This is a genomic window from Frigidibacter sp. ROC022 (assembly GCF_024723735.1).
GTDB lineage: Bacteria > Pseudomonadota > Alphaproteobacteria > Rhodobacterales > Rhodobacteraceae > SLM-1.
This window is the reverse complement of the sequence record NZ_JANQDU010000003.1, coordinates 548,853-566,659: the sequence shown is the minus strand read 5'-3', so window position 1 is coordinate 566,659 and position 17,807 is coordinate 548,853. Positions and strand designations below refer to the sequence as shown.

At 66.9% G+C, this 17,807-nt stretch carries 17 protein-coding genes; 15 read left to right on the top strand and 2 right to left on the bottom strand.

From position 1 onward, the window contains the following. Positions 1–38: 38 nt before the first annotated feature. Both NUW50_RS14560 and NUW50_RS14555 read right to left on the bottom strand, forming a co-directional pair. Positions 39–1,259, bottom strand: coding sequence for a bifunctional alpha/beta hydrolase/OsmC family protein (locus NUW50_RS14560; protein WP_258289861.1), 1,221 nt, complete (start codon positions 1,257–1,259; stop codon positions 39–41). Between the two features lie 24 nt (positions 1,260–1,283). Beyond that, entirely contained in the window at positions 1,284–2,243 is a 960-nt protein-coding gene (locus tag NUW50_RS14555) for a LysR family transcriptional regulator (protein WP_258289860.1), read from the bottom strand. Between the two features lie 139 nt (positions 2,244–2,382). Here NUW50_RS14555 and NUW50_RS14550 point away from each other — a divergent pair, with 139 nt between their 5' ends. The 15 genes from NUW50_RS14550 to NUW50_RS14480 all read left to right on the top strand — a co-directional run bounded on the left by NUW50_RS14550 (position 2,383) and on the right by NUW50_RS14480 (position 17,806). Further along, the gene (locus NUW50_RS14550; protein ID WP_258289859.1) at positions 2,383–3,171 is read left to right on the top strand and encodes a transporter substrate-binding domain-containing protein; all 789 of its coding nucleotides are present in this window, start codon (positions 2,383–2,385) and stop codon (positions 3,169–3,171) included. Between the two features lie 79 nt (positions 3,172–3,250). Further along, on the top strand, positions 3,251–4,042 hold the full coding sequence (locus tag NUW50_RS14545) for a creatininase family protein (RefSeq protein WP_258289858.1): 792 nt from the start codon (positions 3,251–3,253) through the stop codon (positions 4,040–4,042). 12 nt (positions 4,043–4,054) lie between these two features. Continuing rightward, positions 4,055–4,702, top strand: a complete 648-nt coding sequence (locus NUW50_RS14540; protein ID WP_258289857.1) for an amino acid ABC transporter permease — start codon at positions 4,055–4,057, stop codon at positions 4,700–4,702. A 30-nt stretch (positions 4,703–4,732) separates the two neighbouring features. Continuing rightward, positions 4,733–5,389, top strand: a complete 657-nt coding sequence (locus tag NUW50_RS14535) for an amino acid ABC transporter permease (protein WP_258289856.1) — start codon at positions 4,733–4,735, stop codon at positions 5,387–5,389. Positions 5,390–5,405: 16 nt separating this feature from the next. After that, positions 5,406–6,167, top strand: coding sequence for an amino acid ABC transporter ATP-binding protein (locus NUW50_RS14530; RefSeq protein ID WP_258289855.1), 762 nt, complete (start codon positions 5,406–5,408; stop codon positions 6,165–6,167). Positions 6,168–6,179: 12 nt separating this feature from the next. Then, positions 6,180–7,523, top strand: a complete 1,344-nt coding sequence (locus tag NUW50_RS14525) for an aminotransferase family protein (protein ID WP_258289854.1) — start codon at positions 6,180–6,182, stop codon at positions 7,521–7,523. A gap of 3 nt (positions 7,524–7,526) precedes the next feature. Then, positions 7,527–8,453 carry a 3-keto-5-aminohexanoate cleavage protein gene (locus NUW50_RS14520; protein WP_258289853.1) on the top strand — a complete coding sequence of 309 codons (927 nt, stop codon included), beginning with the start codon at positions 7,527–7,529 and terminating at the stop codon, positions 8,451–8,453. A 3-nt stretch (positions 8,454–8,456) separates the two neighbouring features. Then, positions 8,457–8,939: a GNAT family N-acetyltransferase gene (locus NUW50_RS14515; RefSeq protein WP_258289852.1), complete on the top strand. Its 483-nt coding sequence runs from the start codon at positions 8,457–8,459 to the stop codon at positions 8,937–8,939. Continuing rightward, complete coding sequence (locus tag NUW50_RS14510; RefSeq protein ID WP_258289851.1) at positions 8,936–9,970, top strand: histone deacetylase family protein; 1,035 nt, start codon at positions 8,936–8,938, stop codon at positions 9,968–9,970. Before NUW50_RS14515 ends, NUW50_RS14510 begins: the two co-directional genes overlap by 4 nt. 479 nt (positions 9,971–10,449) lie before the next feature. Then, a complete protein-coding gene (gene sdhA, locus NUW50_RS14505) occupies positions 10,450–12,258 on the top strand; it encodes a succinate dehydrogenase flavoprotein subunit (RefSeq protein ID WP_258289850.1) in 1,809 nt (602 codons plus the stop codon). Positions 12,259–12,453: 195 nt separating this feature from the next. After that, positions 12,454–12,750, top strand: coding sequence for a helix-turn-helix domain-containing protein (locus NUW50_RS14500; RefSeq protein ID WP_258289849.1), 297 nt, complete (start codon positions 12,454–12,456; stop codon positions 12,748–12,750). Next, positions 12,737–14,749 (top strand): hydrogenase 4 subunit B, encoded by a 2,013-nt coding sequence (gene hyfB, locus NUW50_RS14495; protein WP_258289848.1) that lies wholly within the window; start codon positions 12,737–12,739, stop codon positions 14,747–14,749. Before NUW50_RS14500 ends, hyfB begins: the two co-directional genes overlap by 14 nt. Then, positions 14,746–15,696: a respiratory chain complex I subunit 1 family protein gene (locus tag NUW50_RS14490; RefSeq protein WP_258289847.1), complete on the top strand. Its 951-nt coding sequence runs from the start codon at positions 14,746–14,748 to the stop codon at positions 15,694–15,696. The genes hyfB and NUW50_RS14490 overlap by 4 nt, the downstream gene beginning before the upstream one ends. Beyond that, positions 15,696–16,358 carry a hydrogenase-4 component E gene (locus NUW50_RS14485; protein WP_258289846.1) on the top strand — a complete coding sequence of 221 codons (663 nt, stop codon included), beginning with the start codon at positions 15,696–15,698 and terminating at the stop codon, positions 16,356–16,358. Before NUW50_RS14490 ends, NUW50_RS14485 begins: the two co-directional genes overlap by 1 nt. Beyond that, positions 16,358–17,806: a hydrogenase 4 subunit F gene (locus NUW50_RS14480; RefSeq protein ID WP_258289845.1), complete on the top strand. Its 1,449-nt coding sequence runs from the start codon at positions 16,358–16,360 to the stop codon at positions 17,804–17,806. Before NUW50_RS14485 ends, NUW50_RS14480 begins: the two co-directional genes overlap by 1 nt. Position 17,807: the final 1 nt, after the last annotated feature.

Sequence of the window (17,807 nt, the reverse complement as noted above, 5' to 3'; positions counted from 1 at the left end):
GCCGGTCCCGCGACCGGCGCCGAAATGCCAATGGCCTGTCAGGATTTGAGCTCGGTCCGGATGACGCTTGCCGCCTTCAGGGTGCGATGCACCGGGCACATGTCGGCAATCCGCAGCAGCGAGGCGCGCTGTTCCCCGGTCAGTTCGCCCTGCACCTCGACCACACGCGTAAAGACATCGACCATGGTCTTGCTCTCCTCGCAGTCCTCGCAGTCCTTCACATGGTCCCGGTCATGGCTGACATCGACCGAGACATGGGTGAGCGGTATCCCCTTGCGGCGGGCATAGAGGCGGATCGTCATCGCGGTGCAGGCGCCAAGCCCGGCGGACAGGAATTCATAGGGGTTCGGGCCGGTATCGGTGCCGCCGGCGGCGACCGGTTCATCGGCCAGCATCCGGTGCCTCGGGCCAAGCGCCACGTCCTGCCGGAAGCCGCCCGGGTCATGCTCGCTCACCCGGACCACGCCCTCGGGCACCTCGGCCGCCTCCGGCAGCGGGCGCGGCTCGACATAACGGGCCGACCATGTCGCGATGATGTCGGCGGCATAGATCGCGTCCTTTTCCCGGGTGATCAGGTGATCGGCGCCGTCGAGGGTCACGAAGCTCTTCGGATGCCGGGCGGCCCGGAAAATCTCGCTGGCATTGTCGATCCCCACCGTCTCGTCCCTGGGCGCGTGCATCACCAGCAGCGCGGCGCCGAGATGGGCCAGCGACGGGCCGAGCGCCGTTCCGGCAATGTCGTCCAGGAACGCCTTGCGGATCGTGAACTCGCGCCCGGACAGGGTGACGGTGGCGGCGCCGCGTTCGGCGATCTCGTCCAGCTTGGCGCCGAAGTTGTTCGACACATGCGACGGATCGAAGGGGGCGCCGATCGTGGCCACCGCCCGCAGGCCCTTGATCCGCGACGCCGCCGCGATCACGGCCGAGCCGCCCAGCGAATGGCCGACCAGGAGCTGCGGCGCCATGCCCCGTTCGGCCAGATAGTCGGCCGCGCAGACCAGATCTGCCACGTTCGAGGAGAAATGCGTATTGGCGAATTCGCCCCCGGAATGGCCCAGCCCGGTGAAATCGAACCGCAGCACCGCGATCCCCTGCGCCGCCAGCCGCCCGGCAATGCGGCGGGCGGCGTGGAGGTCCTTCGAGCAGGTAAAGCAATGCGCGAAAACGGCGCTGGTCCGCACCGGCCCGTCGGGCAAGTCCAGCCGGGCCGCCAGCATGTCGCCGGAATGGCCTTTGAATTCGATGCGTTCGGTCGGCATGTCGTCTCCTGTGTTTCCGGAACCCTAGGCGCCGTAGGTGCGCTCCGCCAAGGGCACGGCGTCCAGTTCGGCGTTGAGCATCGCCAGCAGCGCCTTCTCGGCCCGGTTCATGCTGCGTCTTGCATTGGTCAGCATGTGAATATCCACCGCCGGCAGGGATGTGTAGGGCGGAACCTGCCAGAGCAGGCCGGCCTCCACATCGCGGCGCACCACATGCATCGGAAGCGCGCCGATGCCGATATTGGCGACGATCATCCGGCGCACCTCGTGCAGGCTCGATGACAGGCCCTTCGGCTCGGACCGCATCCCCAGCCGGCGCCGCATCTGCGCCACCCCCGCCAAGGGCCCGTCCAGTTCATCGGTCTGGAACGAGACGGTGTTCTCGTCCCGCAGTTCCGAAACGTCGATGTCCTTGCGGCCGAACAGCCGGTGCGGCGGGCCGCAGAACAGGCCGAAATACTCGCGGTAGAGTATCCGGGTCTCGAGCCCGTCCGGCGGGCGCTGGAACAGGCAGACCCCGAAGGTGACGCGATTCTGCTGCAGCCGCGCCGTCACCTCGGCGCTGTCCATGGTCGAGATCGTGAAACTGGCCCGCGGATAGCGCGCGTTGAAACGTTCCAGCACCCCGTCGAGATGCGGCGAGACGACATGGCTGGCGACGGCGATGGCGATCTGCCCGGTGACCTCTTCCTCGAGACCGCTCATCAGGTCCGGCAATTGCGTGACGGTGCCGAAGATCGCGCTGGCCTCGGCATGCAGCACCCTGCCCCAGGGGGTCAGGCTGAAATGCTTGGGCGAACGGTTGACCAGCACATGGCCGGTAATGTCCTCCAGCCGTTTCAGCGCGGCGCTGATCGTTGGCTGCTTCAGGCCCAGAAAATGCGCCGCGGGGGTGATCCCGCCTTCGTCGACCACGACCATGAAGGTCCGCAGCAGGTTCCAGTCGAGGGTCCAGGGGAAGCGTTGTTCATATCGCTTAAGCATAGATGTGATCTATTGTCGGAATTTTCATTATCTATTTGCCCTATGGATCACCGCGGCGCAACCTGCCGGGCATAAGGTCTTCGGGCCGCGATTCTGGCCGTCCGAAGCGAAACAAGCCGACAAGAACAGGGAAACCGCCATGAAGAACCCCATGAACATCCAGCGCCGCGGCCTCTTGCTGGGCACCGCCGCCCTTGCCGGGCTGAGCCTCGCTCCGATGGCCGCCTTCGCCGATGAACTGGCCAGCATCCAGGAGCGCGGCGTGCTCAAGATCGCGATGAGCGGTCAGTATCCGCCGTTCAACTTCGTGAACGAACAGAACGAGGTGGTCGGCTTCGACCCGGCCATCGGCACCGAGATCGCCAAGCGCATGGGACTGGAGGTGGAGATCATCACCACCGCCTGGGACGGCATCATCGGCGGCCTGCTGGCCAACAAATACGATGCGGTCGTCGGCTCGATGTCGATCACCGAAGAGCGCGACAAGGTGATCGACTTCGTCGGCCCCTATTACAACACCAAGCGGGCGATCTTCACCAAGTCCGGCTCGCCGATCACCACCGTCGCGCAGCTGGCGGATGCCAAGGTCGGCGTCACCCTGGGCGAGACGCACGAGGAATGGGCCCGCGCCCAGGGCTATGACATCAACACCTACAAGGGCCTGCCCGAGCTGCTGCTGGAGCTGGACAACGGCCGGGTCGACGCCATCGTGAACGACTCGATCCCGGTCATGCTGGCGATGAAGGCCGGGCAATACGATCTGGCGATGATCGACGACCCGGATGCCGAGCCGATCGGCGCCGGCATCGCGATCCGCGAAGGCAACCCCGAGTTGGCCGCCGCGATGCAGAAGGCGCTGGACGACATGATGGCCGACGGCACCTATCTGGCGATTGCCAACGAATGGGTCGGCGGCGACATCCGCTGAACCGGCCCTGCCCGGCCGACGGAGATCTGCCTGCCGGGCCCCGCGCCCGGCAGGATGGATGCCGCCCGAGGAACCTGCAATGACAACCAGCTACGGCCATCTGACCTGGGAAGAGGTGCGCGACGCCGACAAGGATCGCGTGGTCATCCTCAACGTCTCGGCGACCGAGGACCACGGCCCGCATATGCCGCTGGACACCGATACCGTGCTGGGCATGGCGGTCGCCGAAGGGGTGGCAAGGGCTGCGCCCGACGAGGTTCTGGTGATGCCGCCGGTGCCCTATGGCTTCAACGAGCATCACAAGGACTTTCCCGGCGTCATCTGGATTCAGCCCGAGACACTGATCGCCTTTGTCACCGACATCACCAGATCGCTGGCCCATCACGGGTTCCGCCGCATCCTGCTGTTGAACTCGCATGGCTCGAACCACCCCTGTCTCGACCTGGCGGCGCGCAAGACGGTGATCGAGACCGGGATCATCTGCGTCTCGGCCTCGTACTGGAACCTGATGTCGGAGCGGATAAACGCGCTGCGCAAGTCCGCGATCGGCGGCATCGCCCATGCCGGGGAATTCGAGGCGGCGATGTACATGTCCCTGCACCCCGAGCGGGTGCATGTCGGAAAGTCGGAGGCGCAGAACCTGCATGATCCGAAGAGCCGGTTCTTCAATCTCGACCTGGCGGGCGGCGGCGGCGGCGCGATGCTGATGCGCTGGTGGTCCGAAATCTCGCCCGACGGCACGATGGGCGACCCGACCGTGGCGGATGCCGGGACCGGAGAGAAATTCCTGGCGACGGCGATCGAGGAAACCACCGCCCTGATCCGCGAAATCCGTGCGCTGCCGATCCTGCCGCGCCACGACCATCACTGAAAGGGCAAGGGCTTGGACACCGAACTGATCCTGCGGGTCTATCCCTTCTTCCTGCAAGCCGCCTGGGTGACGGTGCAGCTCTCGGTGCTGACCGCCATTCTGGGCCTGGTCTGCGGCGCCCTGGGCGCGGCGGCGCGGCTCTCGCGGCTTCGACTGTTCCGCGCCATCGGCGCCACCTATGTCAGCGTGATCCGCGGCACCCCGGCGCTGATCCAGATATTCATCCTCTATTTCGGCGGCCCCCAGATCGGCATCCAGCTGGACAGTTTCGCCGCCGGGACCATCGCCCTGGGGGTCAATATCGGCGCCTACATGACCGAGACCATCCGCGGCGCCATCCAGTCCGTGGACCGTGGCCAGACCGAGGCGGCCCGGACCCTGGGGATGAGCCGCTGGGAAACGATGCGCAAGGTGGTGCTGCCGCAGGCGGCGCGAATGATGATCCGGCCCCTGGGCGTGAACATCAACGCGCTGATCAAGGGCACCGCGCTGGTGGCGCCGATCTCGGTCGTGGAGCTCACCTATACCGCGCAGCGCTTCATCGGCTCGACCTACAAGCCGTTCGAGATGTTCCTGCTGTCGGGCGTGCTCTACATGATCATCATCTACGTCGTCGGCCAGGGGATCAACTGGCTGGACCGCCGGGCGCGGATCGCATGAGCCTCCGCAGCAACACGAGGGGCCGCCGCCATGGGGCTTGATTTCAGCGTGCTGCCCGACTACTTCGGCATCCTCCTGATGGGCGCGGGCTGGACCGTGGCGATCACCGTCTGCGCCGGGATTCTCAGTTTCTTCGGCGGCATCGTCTTTGCCGTCATCGCGCTCTACGGGCACTGGACCCTGCGCCTGCCGGTGCGCGGATTCGCCTTTCTCTTCATGGGCACGCCGCTGCTGCTGCAGCTGTTCCTGATCTATTTCGGGCTGATCCAGATCGGCATCGACCTGCCCGCCTTCGTCGCCGGGGTGATCGGGCTGGGGCTGCATTTCGCGGTCTACAATTCCGAGCTGATCCAGGCCTCGATCCTGGCCGTCGACAAGGGCCAGTACGAGGGCGCGCGCACCCTGGGCCTGTCGCGCGGCCAGACCCTGCGGCGGATCGTGATCCCGCAGGCGGTGCGGGCCGTGATCCCGCCGATGGGCAACAACATGATCGCCCTGCTCAAGGATTCGGCGCTGGTCTCGGTGATCGGGGTGATGGAACTGACGCTGGCCGCGCAGCAGGCGATCAGCCGCACCTACCGACCCTTCGAATTCTACCTTGCCGCCGCCGTCTGCTACTACATCGTCAACCTCGCGCTGGAGGCGGGCCTGCGCCGCCTGGAACGCCGCATTGCCGCCTCGCGATGAGACCGGGAGCCTTCCGATGACCGACCAAGCCTTCGTCACCATCAAGAACGCCGCCAAGAGCTACGGCTCTCTGGAAGTGCTCAAGGACATCAACCTGACCGTCTCGCGCGGTCAGATCGTCGCGATCATCGGCCCCTCCGGTTCGGGCAAATCGACGCTGCTGCGGGCGATCAACGAACTGGACCCGCTGAGCTCGGGCGAGGTCTGGCTGGAGGACGTGCAGGTCAACAAGAAACTGCCGCACCGGCAGTACGAGGCCCATGTCAATCACGTCCGGCAGAACATCGGCATGGTGTTCCAGCACTTCAACCTGTTCCCGCACCTGACGGTGCGCGGCAACATCACCCTGGCGCCGCGGATGCTCAAGGGCCTGTCCGAGGCCGAGGCCGACAGGCTGGCCGAGGAACAGCTGGCCAAGGTCGGCCTGTCCGAGAAGATCGACGAATACCCGTCGCGGCTGTCGGGCGGGCAGAAGCAGCGGGTCGCGATCGCCCGAGCCCTGGCGATGAAACCCAAGGTGATGCTCTTCGACGAGGCGACATCGGCGCTCGACCCGGAACTGGTCGAAGAGGTGAACCTGGTCATGAAGCAGCTTGCCGAGGAGCACATGACGATGATCATCGTGACCCATGAGATGGATTTCGCCGCCTCGGTCTGCGACCGGGTGCTGTTCATGGATCAGGGCGTGGTGGTCGAGGAAGGCCCGCCCTCGGTGATCTTCCAGAACCCCGCCCACGAGCGGACCCGGAACTTCCTGCGCAAGCACCTCAGTCGCTGAAAGCGTGCCCCGATGACCAACCTCTTCTATCAGACCAGATCGCCCCGCCCCATGCTCGACCGGGCCGAGGGCATCTACATGTGGGACACCGAGGGCAAGCGCTACATCGACGGCTCGTCCGGCGCGATGGTCAGCAACATCGGCCATTCCGACCCGGCGGTGCTGCAGGCGATGCGGGACCAGATGGACAGGTCCACCTTCGGCTACCGGCTGCATTTCCAGACCGAAAGCTCCGAGAAGCTGGCGGCGATGACGGCGGCGCTGGCCCCGGAGGGTCTGAACAAGGTGTTCTTCGTCTCGGGCGGGTCCGAGGCGGTGGAAAGCACCCTGAAGATGGCCAGGCAATATGCGCTGACCCGGGGCCAGTCGCAGCGGTTCAAGGTGATCTCGCGCTATCCCGGCTATCACGGCTGCACCCTGGGAGCCCTTGCGATCACCGGCTATGCGCCGATGACCGCGCCCTTCGATCCGATGATGCAGCGGATGCCCAAGGTGCCGGCGCCACGCGCCTATCTCGACGGGCTGGATCCCGACGACCCGGAGACCGGGCGGCACTATGCCGATATGCTGGAGGCGAAGATCCTCGAGGAAGGCCCCGACACCGTGCTGGCCTTCATCGTCGAGCCGGTCGGCGGCGCCTCGACCGGGGCCCTGGTGCCCCCCGCCGGATACATGCAGCGGATTCGGGACATCTGCACCCGGCATGGCGTCCTGCTGATCCATGACGAGGTGATGACCGGCGGCGGCCGCACCGGGCGCTTCTTCGGCGCCGAGCACTGGGACGTGACCCCCGACCTGATCGCGATCTCGAAGGGCTTCGGCGGCGGCTATGTGCCCCTGGGCGCGATGATCGCCCGGGACGACATCGTCGAGGCCGTGATGCGCGAAGGCGGCTTCGTCCATGGCTTCACCTATGCCGGCAACCCGCTGGCCTGTGCCGCCGGCTGCGCCGTGCTGGAGCAGATCGAGTCCCGCGACCTGACCGGCAACGCGGCGCGGATGGGCGTCAAGCTGACCGAAAGGCTGCGCGGCCTGATGCAGCGCTATCCGCTGATCGGGGACGTGCGCGGCAAGGGGCTTCTGACCGCCTTCGAACTGATGGCCGACCGCAACAGCAAGGCCCCCCTGCCCGCCGAGCTGAATGCCCATTCAAGGCTGGTCGACATCGCCTATGACAACGGGCTGATCATCTATTCCCGGCGCAGCCGAGGCGGAACCGCGGGCGATCACTTCCTGGTCTGCCCGCCGATGATCGTGAACGAGGCGCAGCTTGACGACATCACCGACCGGCTCGACCGGTCCTTGGCCAGCTACATGGCCGAAATCCCGCACCTGTCCGGCGCGGTGCGGGGATAGCCAATGTCGAAGATCATCATCACCTGCGCCGTCACCGGCTCGATCCACACCCCGTCGATGTCGCCCTATCTGCCGGTAACCGCCGAGGAGATCACCGACAATGCCATCGGCGCCTCGGCCGCCGGGGCCGCGATCCTGCACCTGCACGCCCGCGATCCGGCAGACGGCCGCCCCTCGGCGGATACCGGGCATTTCATGGCCTTCCTGCCGCAGATCAAGCAGCGCTGCGACGCGGTGCTGAACATCTCGACCGGCGGCAGCGCGACGATGAGCCTGGAGGACCGACTGGCGGCGCCGAAACTGGCCGAGCCCGAGATGTGCTCGCTGAACATGGGCACGATGAACTTCGCCCTCTACCCGGCGGCGGAGCGGATCAGCGAATGGAAATACGACTGGGAAAAGCCGTTCCTGGAAGGTTCGGACGACCTGGTGTTCAAGAACACGCCGCGCGACATGGCGCATATCCTGGACGAGCTGGGCACCCGGCGCGGCGCCCGGTTCGAGTTCGAATGCTACGACGTCAGCCATCTCTACATGCTGCGCCATTTCGTGGATCGCGGGCTGGTGCGGGGACCGCTGTTCATCCAGTTCGTCTTCGGCGTGCTGGGCGGGATCGGGCCGGACCCCGAGAACCTGACCCACATGAAGCTGATTGCCGACAAGCTGTTCGGGGACGACTATGCCTTCTCGGTGCTGGCGGCGGGGCGGCACCAGATGCCGCTGATCACCATGGCGGCCATTCTCGGCGGCCATGTTCGCGTCGGGCTGGAGGACAGCCTGATGATCTCGCGCGGGGTGCTGGCGCGCAACAATGCCGAACAGGTTGAAAAGATCCGCCGCATCGTCGAAGAGCTGGGCCGCAGCGTGGCCAGCCCGGACGAGGCCCGTGCGATGCTGCATCTCAAGGGCGGCGACCGGACGGGAATCTGAGCCATGGACGAAATTGCCATCGCTGCGGTCACAAGGGCCGACATTCCGCTTCTCGACTCCGCCCTGCGCCGACTGGCCGCCGATCTGGACGACAGCTACCGCGCCGGGCCGGACCTGCTGACCCAGGCCCTCTGCGATCCGGGTGCGGCGTTCCTGGCGCTGCTGGCCCGGCGCGGCGACCGGCCGATGGGCGCCACCCTGGCGGCGCCGGTGTTCTCGACGATCTACGGCGGCGCGGGGCTGTTCGTCAGCGATCTCTGGGTCGCGCCCGAGGTCCGCGGCAAGGGTCTTGCGCGGCGGCTTCTGGCCGCGACCCTGCGCGAAGGCCGGCGCCGCAAGACCGGGCACTATCTGAAGCTGACCGTCTATGACGACAACCCGGGCGCCCGCGCCGTCTATGACCGGCTCGGCTTCGCCGCCCAGTCCGGCGACACCAACATGATCCTGACCGGCGCGGCGCTGGACAGACTGGGAGAGACCCGATGAAAGCCATCTTCGACGAGCGCCAGTGGAAGCACCAGCCGCGCCATTTCATGGCCAACGGCGCCATCCTGCCGAACCCGGAACAGGCCGAGCGGATCGAGCGGTTGCTGACCGGCGCAAGAGAGGCCGGATGCAGTGTCGAGCCGCCGCAGGATGCCGGGCCGGGCCCGATCGCGGCGCTGCACTCGCCGGAATACCTGACCTTTCTGAAGAACATCCACACCCGCTGGAAGCGGATCGAGGGCGCCGGCGCGGAGGTCATTCCCAACATCCACCCCGCCAGCCGCACCGACAGCTACCCGAAATCCGCCGTCGGTCAGGCCGGGTTCCATCAGGCCGACACCGCCTGCCCGATCGCCGAGGGCACCTGGGAGGCCGCCTATTGGTCGGCGCAGAGCGCCATCACCGGGGCCGACCTGATCCTGACCGGCGAGACCTCGGCCTATGCACTGGCCCGCCCGCCCGGACATCACGCCTTTGGCGACCTGGCCGGGGGGTTCTGCTTTCTGAACAACTCCGGCATCGCGGCCGAACGCCTGCGCGGCCAGGGGCTGCGCCCTGCGATCCTGGATGTGGACGTGCACCACGGCAACGGCACCCAGGGCATCTTCTACCGCCGCAGCGACGTGCTGACCGTCTCGATCCATGCCGACCCCGAACGCTTCTATCCGTTCTTCTGGGGCCAGGCGCATGAACGCGGCGCCGGCGACGGGCTGGGCTACAACCTGAACCTGCCGCTGCCGCGCGGCACCGGGGACGACGCCTATCTCGCGACGCTCGACACGGCGCTGGAACGGGTCCGGGCCTTCGGCGCCGACGTGGTGGTGGTGGCGCTCGGACTGGATGCCTACATCGGCGACCCGTTCAAGGGGCTGGCGGTGACGAGGGCCGGCTTTGCCCGGATCGGCGCCCGGATCGCCGGGCTCGGGCTGCCCTGTCTCTTCGTGCAGGAAGGCGGCTACATCTGCGACGACCTCGGGGCAAATCTGACCGCTGTGCTGACCGGTTATCAGGACGCGGCCGGCCGGGGCTGACCCACGCCGCAGCACCATCACGCCCCGGCGCGGGGGCTGCCTTTGCCGGGCAGCCGCCCGCCCCGCCCCGGTCCCGGGACAAATCGCTGCGCCCGCCGCCGGGGTCGCCGAAAAGCGCCTTGCGGCCACCTCCAGAACCTCATAACTAATGCGTGAGACATCAGCACAGCCGCATGACATGCTGCCCCAATCGCACCGCCGATCCGCCGTCACAGGCATTTCGTCCAGATTCGGCGCCGGCAGGCGACCAGCAGGCGCGGCCCCGATGTCCCTGCGCGCCCGGGCAGACCGGGCGATGAAGGGCGGCACAGCGCCATGGCCGGCACGCACAACCAAGGCCCGGCGCGCAACGGCGGCAGGAGGGATGATCATGGCGACGCGCGACCGACCGCTTTCATCGCCTCCGCACCGCAGACCCGGGCCGTCCGCCCCGACCCTTTCGCCCTCCCCAGCATCGCACCCCGAGAAGGAGCTCCGTCATGGCTGCATATGAATATGAGACACATGACTATGATGTCGTCGTTGTTGGGGCCGGTGGCGCCGGTCTGCGCGCCACGCTCGGGATGGCCGAACAGGGTCTGCGCACCGCCTGCGTGACCAAGGTCTTCCCGACCCGCAGCCATACCGTCGCGGCCCAGGGCGGCATCGCCGCCTCGCTGGCCAACATGGGCCCCGACCACTGGCAATGGCACATGTATGACACGATCAAGGGCTCGGACTGGCTGGGCGACAACGACACGATCGAATACGTGACCCGCGAGGCGCCGCGCGCGGTCTACGAGCTCGAACACTACGGCCTGCCCTTCAGCCGCACCGAGGATGGCAAGATCTACCAGCGACCCTTCGGCGGCCATACGACGGAATTCGGCGAAGGCCCGCCCACCTCGCGCGCCTGCGCCGCCGCCGACCGCACCGGCCACGCGATGCTGCATACGCTCTACGGCCAGAGCCTGAAGCACAACGCCGAGTTCTATGTCGAGTATTTCGCGCTGGACCTGCTGATGTCCGATGACGGGCAGTGTCAGGGCGTGGTGGCCTGGAAGCTCGACGACGGCACGATTCATGTGTTCAACGCCAAGATGGTCGTGCTGGCCACCGGCGGCGCCGGGCGGGCCTATTTCTCCTGCACCTCGGCGCATACCTGCACCGGCGACGGTGCCGGTCTGATCACCCGCGCCGGATTGCCGATGCAGGACATGGAGTTCGTCCAGTTCCACCCGACCGGCATCTACGGCGTCGGACCGCTGATCACCGAGGGCGCGCGGGGCGAAGGCGGCTATCTGACCAACTCGGAAGGCGAGCGTTTCATGGAACGCTATGCGCCGACCTACAAGGACCTGGCCAGCCGCGATGTCGTCAGCCGCTGCATGACGATGGAAATCCGCGAAGGCCGCGGCGTCGGGCCGCTGAAGGACCACATCCATCTGAACCTCAGCCACCTGCCGGCGGAAACCCTGCACGAGCGGCTGCCCGGCATCTCGGAAACCGTGCGCATCTTCTGCGGCGTCGATGTCACCAAGGAGCCGATTCCGGTGATCCCGACCTGCCATTACAACATGGGCGGGATTCCGACCAATTACTGGGGCGAGGTGCTGAACCCGACGCCCAAGGATCACGATGCGGTGGTGCCGGGGCTGATGGCCTGTGGCGAGGCGGCCTCGGCCTCGCTGCATGGCGCCAACCGGCTCGGCACCAACTCGCTGCTCGACCTCGTGGTGCTGGGCCGCGCTGCCTCGATCCGGGCCGGCGAGGTCGTCGATCGCCAGTCCGCCACGCCGCAGGCCACCCCGGCGCAGATCGACAATATCCTGGACCGCTTCGACAAGGTCCGGCACGCCAATGGCCAGAGCCCGACCGCGGAAGTGCGGCTGAAGATGCAGCGCTCGATGCAGTCCAACGCCGCCGTGTTCCGGACCAGCGCCTCGCTCAAGCAGGGCTGCGAAGAGATTTCCGAAGTCTGGAACGACATGAGCGACCTCAAGGTCACCGACCGGTCGATGGTCTGGAACAGCGACCTGATGGAAACGCTCGAACTCGAGAACCTGATGGCCAACGCGCTGCCGATCATCTACGGCGCCGAGGCCCGCAAGGAGAGCCGGGGCGCCCATGCGCACGAGGATTTCCCCGACCGCGACGACAAGAACTGGCGCAAGCACACGCTGGCGTGGATCGACCCCAAGGGCAAGGTCAAGCTCGGCTATCGCAACGTTCACGAGTCGCCGCTGACCACCAAGGCCGAGGGCGGGATCGACCCGAAGCGCATCCTGCCGAAGAAGCGCGTCTATTGACGGGCCCGGCATAGCGAACAGACCATGGCCGATGTCGCGCTTTCCCGGCACCTGCGCCCCTGCCCCGGCAGAACCTGCCCCATGCGGCCGGCCGGGGCCGGGACGGCGCCCCGAAGAGCGGCACGGCGGCGGCGCCCGGCGGATCCGACCGGGGCCAACCGACAAGGGTAGGAACAGCGTGTTTGGAACCTCGACATGATCACGGCCGCCCAGCTTCGGGCCGCGCGGGCGCTTCTGGGAATCGACCAGAAGACGCTGGCCAGCCTTGCCGGCGTCTCGGTGCCCACCGTGCAGCGCATGGAGGCCAGCCAGGGCAATGTGCGCGGCATCGTCGAAAGCCTGACCCGGATCATCGAGGCGCTGGACCGTGCCGGAGTCGAGATCATCTCGGAAGGGATGGTCAGCAGCACCGGCGGCCGCGGCGTCCGATTGAAGAGCCCCGACACCCCCGCCCCGGACAAGCAGGAAGAGGCAAAGAATGTCGGCGGTTGATCTCTGTCTGCTGACGGCCGGACTGCTGCTCGGGCTGGGGCCTCTCGCGCTGCTGGGTCAGGGCCGGGGCCGGTCGTCCGCCGTCGTCTACAGCGCCTCTGGCCTGCTCTGCGCAGTTCTTGCGCTGAGCGGGCTGGCCGGGCTCGGCGGGCTGGGGATCGGGACGAGCCGGGTCCTGCCGCTGGGCCTGCCCTGGATGGGTGCCCATTTCGCCTTTGATGCGCTCACGGCATTCTTTCTGGTGGTGCTCGGCTTCGGCGGCGGCATCATCAGCCTCTACGCCATCGGCTATGGCCGGCATGAACATGCCCCGATGCGGGTGCTGCCCTTCTACCCGGCCTTCCTCGGCGCCATGGCGCTGGTTCTGCTGGCCGCCGATGCCTTCAGCTTCCTGCTGTCCTGGGAGGTGATGTCGCTCCTGTCCTGGGCGCTGGTGTTGACCCATCATCAGGAGGAGGACGCCCGCAAGGCCGGCTATGTCTATCTGGTCATGGCCGGCTTCGGCACCATGTCGCTGCTGCTGGCCTTCGGTCTGCTGGCCGGCCCGGACGGCGCCTATCAGTTCGACGCGATGCGCGGCACCGCGCACCCGCCGCTGATGGCGGTGGCGATCCTCGGGCTGATGCTGCTGGGCGCCGGATCGAAGGCGGGCCTGGCGCCGCTGCATGTCTGGCTGCCGCTGGCGCACCCCGCCGCCCCCAGCCATGTCTCGGCCCTGATGAGCGGGGTGATGACCAAGGTGGCGCTCTACGGGTTCATCCGGGTGGTCTTCGACCTGCTCGGCCCGGTCGCCTGGTGGGCCAGCCCGGTGGTGATCCTGCTGGGTGCCGGAACCGCGGTTCTCGGCATCCTGCTGGCGATGATGGAGCGCGACCTGAAGCGTGCGCTGGCCTACAGCACGATCGAGAACATCGGGGTGATCTTCGCCGCCCTCGGCCTGGCCATGGCGTTCCGCGCCAACGGGATGACGGCCGCCGCCGCCCTGGCCTTCACCGCGGCATTGTTCCACATCTTCAACCACATGGCTTTCAAGAGCCTGCTGTTCATGGGCGCCGGATCGGTGCTGAACGCCACCGGTCTGCGCGATCTGGACGGCCTGGGCGGGCTGATCCACCGGATGCCGGTGACCAGCTTCCTGGTGCTGGTCGGCGCGATGGCGATCTCGGCCCTGCCGCCGCTGAACGGCTTCGCCTCGGAATGGCTGATATTCCAGGCCGTGCTGCTCAGCCCCGACGCGCCGCAAGCGGCCGTGCAGATGATCATCCCGGCGGCCGGCGGGCTGCTGGCGCTGGCGGCGGCGCTGGCGGCGGCCTGTTTCGTGCGGATTTACGGGGTCGGCTTCCTCGGCCGGCCGCACAGCGAAGCGGCGGCGAATGCGCAGGAGGTCGATCGGGTCTCGCTGACGGCGATGGCACTGCTGGCGGCCACCTGCCTGCTGGCCGGCATCTTCCCCGGCACCGTGATCGACGCGATGGCCCCTGTCGTCGATGCGATGCTGTCCGGGCGGCTGCCGGTGCAGGCCGACGAGACCTGGTTCACCATCATCCCGATCGCCGAGTCACGCAGTTCCTACAGCGGCATGCTGGTCTTCGTCTTCGTCGCCCTCTCGGCCTCGGCCGCCGCCTGGGCGGTGCACCGCTTTGCCTCGGACCGGCTGCGCCGCGCCCCGGCCTGGGACTGCGGCTTCCCCGACGCCAGCCCGCTGACCCAATACAGCGCCGGTGGCTTTGCCCAGCCGATCCGGCGCGTCTATGGCACCGATCTTCTGGGCGCCCGCGAAACGGTGACCATGCCGCCCCCGGGCGATACAGGCCCGGCGCGGCATGAGCTGCTGGTCGGCGATCCGAGCTGGAACGGCATCTACCTGCGGCTGGCCCTGGCCGTGACCTATGTCACGACACGGATGAACCGGCTGCAGTTCCTGACGATCCGGCGCTACCTGACCCTGGTCTTCATGTCTCTGATCGTGCTGCTGGTGGGGCTGATGCTGTGGAGATGATCCTTCAACTCTTCGTTCAGGGCATCCAGATGCTGCTGGTGGTGGCGCTGGCGCCGCTGCTGGTGGGCATCGTGCGCCGGGTCAAGGCGCGGCTGACCCGGCATCGCGGCGCCCCGCTGATCCAGCCCTATCGCGACATCCTGCGGCTGATGCGCAAGGAGGTGGTGCTGGCCGAAAACGCCTCGTGGCTGTTCCGGGTGACGCCCTACATGGTCTTTGCCGGCACCTGGGTCGCGGCGGCGCTGGTGCCGACCTTCTCCACCGGGCTCCAGTTCAGCTGGACCGCCGACCTGATCGCGATTGTCGCACTTCTGGGCAGCGCCCGCTTCTTCCTGGCACTGGCTGGGATGGATGTCGGCACCAGTTTCGGCGGCATCGGATCGTCGCGCGAGATGATGATCGCGACGCTGGCCGAACCGGCGATGCTGCTGACCGTCTTCTCGCTGGCGCTGGTCGCCGGATCGACGCAGCTGTCCCATGTCTCGGCCTATCTGGCCAGCCCCGAGGTCGGGCTGCGGGTGACACTGGGCATGGGGCTGATCGCGCTGGTGATCGTGGCGCTGGCAGAGAACGCCCGGATTCCGGTGGACAACCCCAGCACCCACCTGGAACTGACCATGGTGCACGAGGCGATGGTGCTGGAATACTCCGGCCGCCACCTGGCGATGATCGAACTGGCCTCGGCGCTGAAGCTGCTGCTCTATGTCTCGCTGATCGGCTGCATCTTCTTTCCCTGGGGCATCGCCCAGCCCGGGGACGGTCTGGCCCGGCACGGGCTGGCGCTGCTGCTCTATGTCGCCAAGCTGGCGGTGGCCGGAACCCTGCTGGCGCTGTTCGAGACCTCGATCGCCAAGATGCGGGTCTTCCGGGTGCCGAACTTCATCGGCACCGCCCTGATGCTGGCACTGCTCGGTGCCCTGCTCCTGTTCGTCACGAGGAGTGTCTGATGCCCGGCATCGCCTTCGATACCGCCCATCTGCTGTCCGGCGGACTGCTGCTGGTCAGCTTCATGATGATCTACCAGGACCGGATGTTCTCGCTGCTGCGGATTTTCGCCCTCCATGCCGTCGTCCTGTCGCTGTCGGTGGCCTGGCAGGCCTATATCCAGGGCGCCCCGCATCTCTATGTCACCGCCGCCATCGCGCTGATCTTCAAGGCGATCATCATCCCCTCGGCGCTGCGCCGGATCGTGGTGCAGCTGGGCATTCACCGCGAGGTCGAGACCGTCGTCGGCATCGGCGTAACCATGCTGGCCGGAATCGGCCTGTCGGCGCTGTCCATCGTGCTGATGCTGGACGTGACCCAGGGCGCCGACCCCTATGCCCGCGAGGACCTGGCCTTTGCCCTGTCGGTCGTGTTGCTGGGGCTTCTGATGATGGTGACGCGGCGCAACGCGGTCAGCCAGATCGTCGGCTTCATGTCGCTGGAAAACGGCATGATCCTGGCCGCGGCCGGGGCCAAGGGAATGCCGCTGGTGGTCGAGATCAGCGTCGCCTTCTCGGTCATGGTCGCCTTCATCGTGATCGGCGTCTTCCTGTTCCGGATTCGAGAGCGGTTCGACTCGGTCGATGTCAGCGTCATGGATCAGCATCGCGGAGATCAGAGGTAATGGCGTTTCTTTCCGATCCCGTTCACATCATCCTGGGCCTGCCTCTGGCCTCGGCGGCGCTGCTGGCGGTGCTGCCGGGCTACCGGCTGTCGTCGCGGATCAACATCCTCGCCTGCCTGATCACCTTCCTGGCCGCCTTCGCGCTGTTCTTCGTCGAACGCCCGGCCCCCGGCACCTATTTCCTGGTCGACGAGCTGAACATCGTCTTCATCGTGCTCAACACCTTCGTCGGCTTCACCGCGGCGACATTCTCGGCCAGCTACATCGCGCATGAGCTCGAGATCGGCCGCCTGACCCCGGCCTATCTGCGGTTCTACCACGCGATGTATCAGGTGATGATGTTCGGGATGAACCTGGCGCTGCTCAGCAACAACATCGGGCTGATGTGGGTCGCGGTCGAGATCGCCACCCTGTCCACCGTCCTGATGGTCGGGATCTACCGCACCCACGAGGCGCTGGAGGCGGCGTGGAAATACTTCATCCTCGGCAGCGTCGGCATCGCGCTGGCCCTGTTCGGGACCATCCTGGTCTATCTCGCCGCGCAGCCGGTACTGGGCGAGGGTCAGCCGGCGATGATCTGGACCAACCTGCTGCTGCACGCCAATGACATCGACCCGGCGCTGCTGAACCTGGCCTTCGTGTTCCTGCTGCTGGGCTACGGCACGAAGGTCGGCCTGGCTCCGCTGCATGCCTGGCTGCCCGATGCCCATGCCGAAGGCCCGACGCCGATCTCGGCGGTGCTGTCGGGCCTGCTGCTGAACGTGGCGCTCTATGCGGTGCTGCGCTTCAAGATGATCATGGCGGCCAACGACATGGCGCTGGACCCCGGCCCGCTGATGATCACCATGGGGCTGGTCTCGCTGATCTTCGCCGCGCTGATGCTCTATCGCCGGCGCGACATCAAACGGCTCTTCGCCTATTCCTCGATCGAGCACATGGGGATCATCGTCTTTGCCTTCGGCATGGGCGGCCCGCTGGCCAATTTCGCCGGCCTGCTGCACATGGTCATGCACAGCCTGACCAAATCGGCGATCTTCTTCTCGGTCGGCCATGTCGCGCAGATCAAGGGCACCCAGAAGATCGCCGAAATCCGCGGCCTGACGCAGAGCCATCCGCTGCTGGGCTGGGGGCTGGCCGCCGGCGTGCTGGCCATTGCCGGGCTGCCGCCCTTCGGCGTCTTCATGAGCGAATTCCTGGTGGTCACTTCGACCTTCAGCCGCGAACCGGTGCTGGCCCTGCTGCTGGTCCTTGGCATCCTTCTGGCCTTCGGCGCCCTGCTGCTGCGGCTGACCGGGTTCATCTTCGGCGAACCCACCGGGGAACTGAAGCCGTCGGAAGCCTCCTATGTGCCGCTCTTCGCGCATATGGGTCTGGTCCTGATGGCGGGCATCTATCTGCCTGGGGCCATGGTCGCCTGGTTCCAGGCCGTCGCCAGGCTGCTGGGGTAAG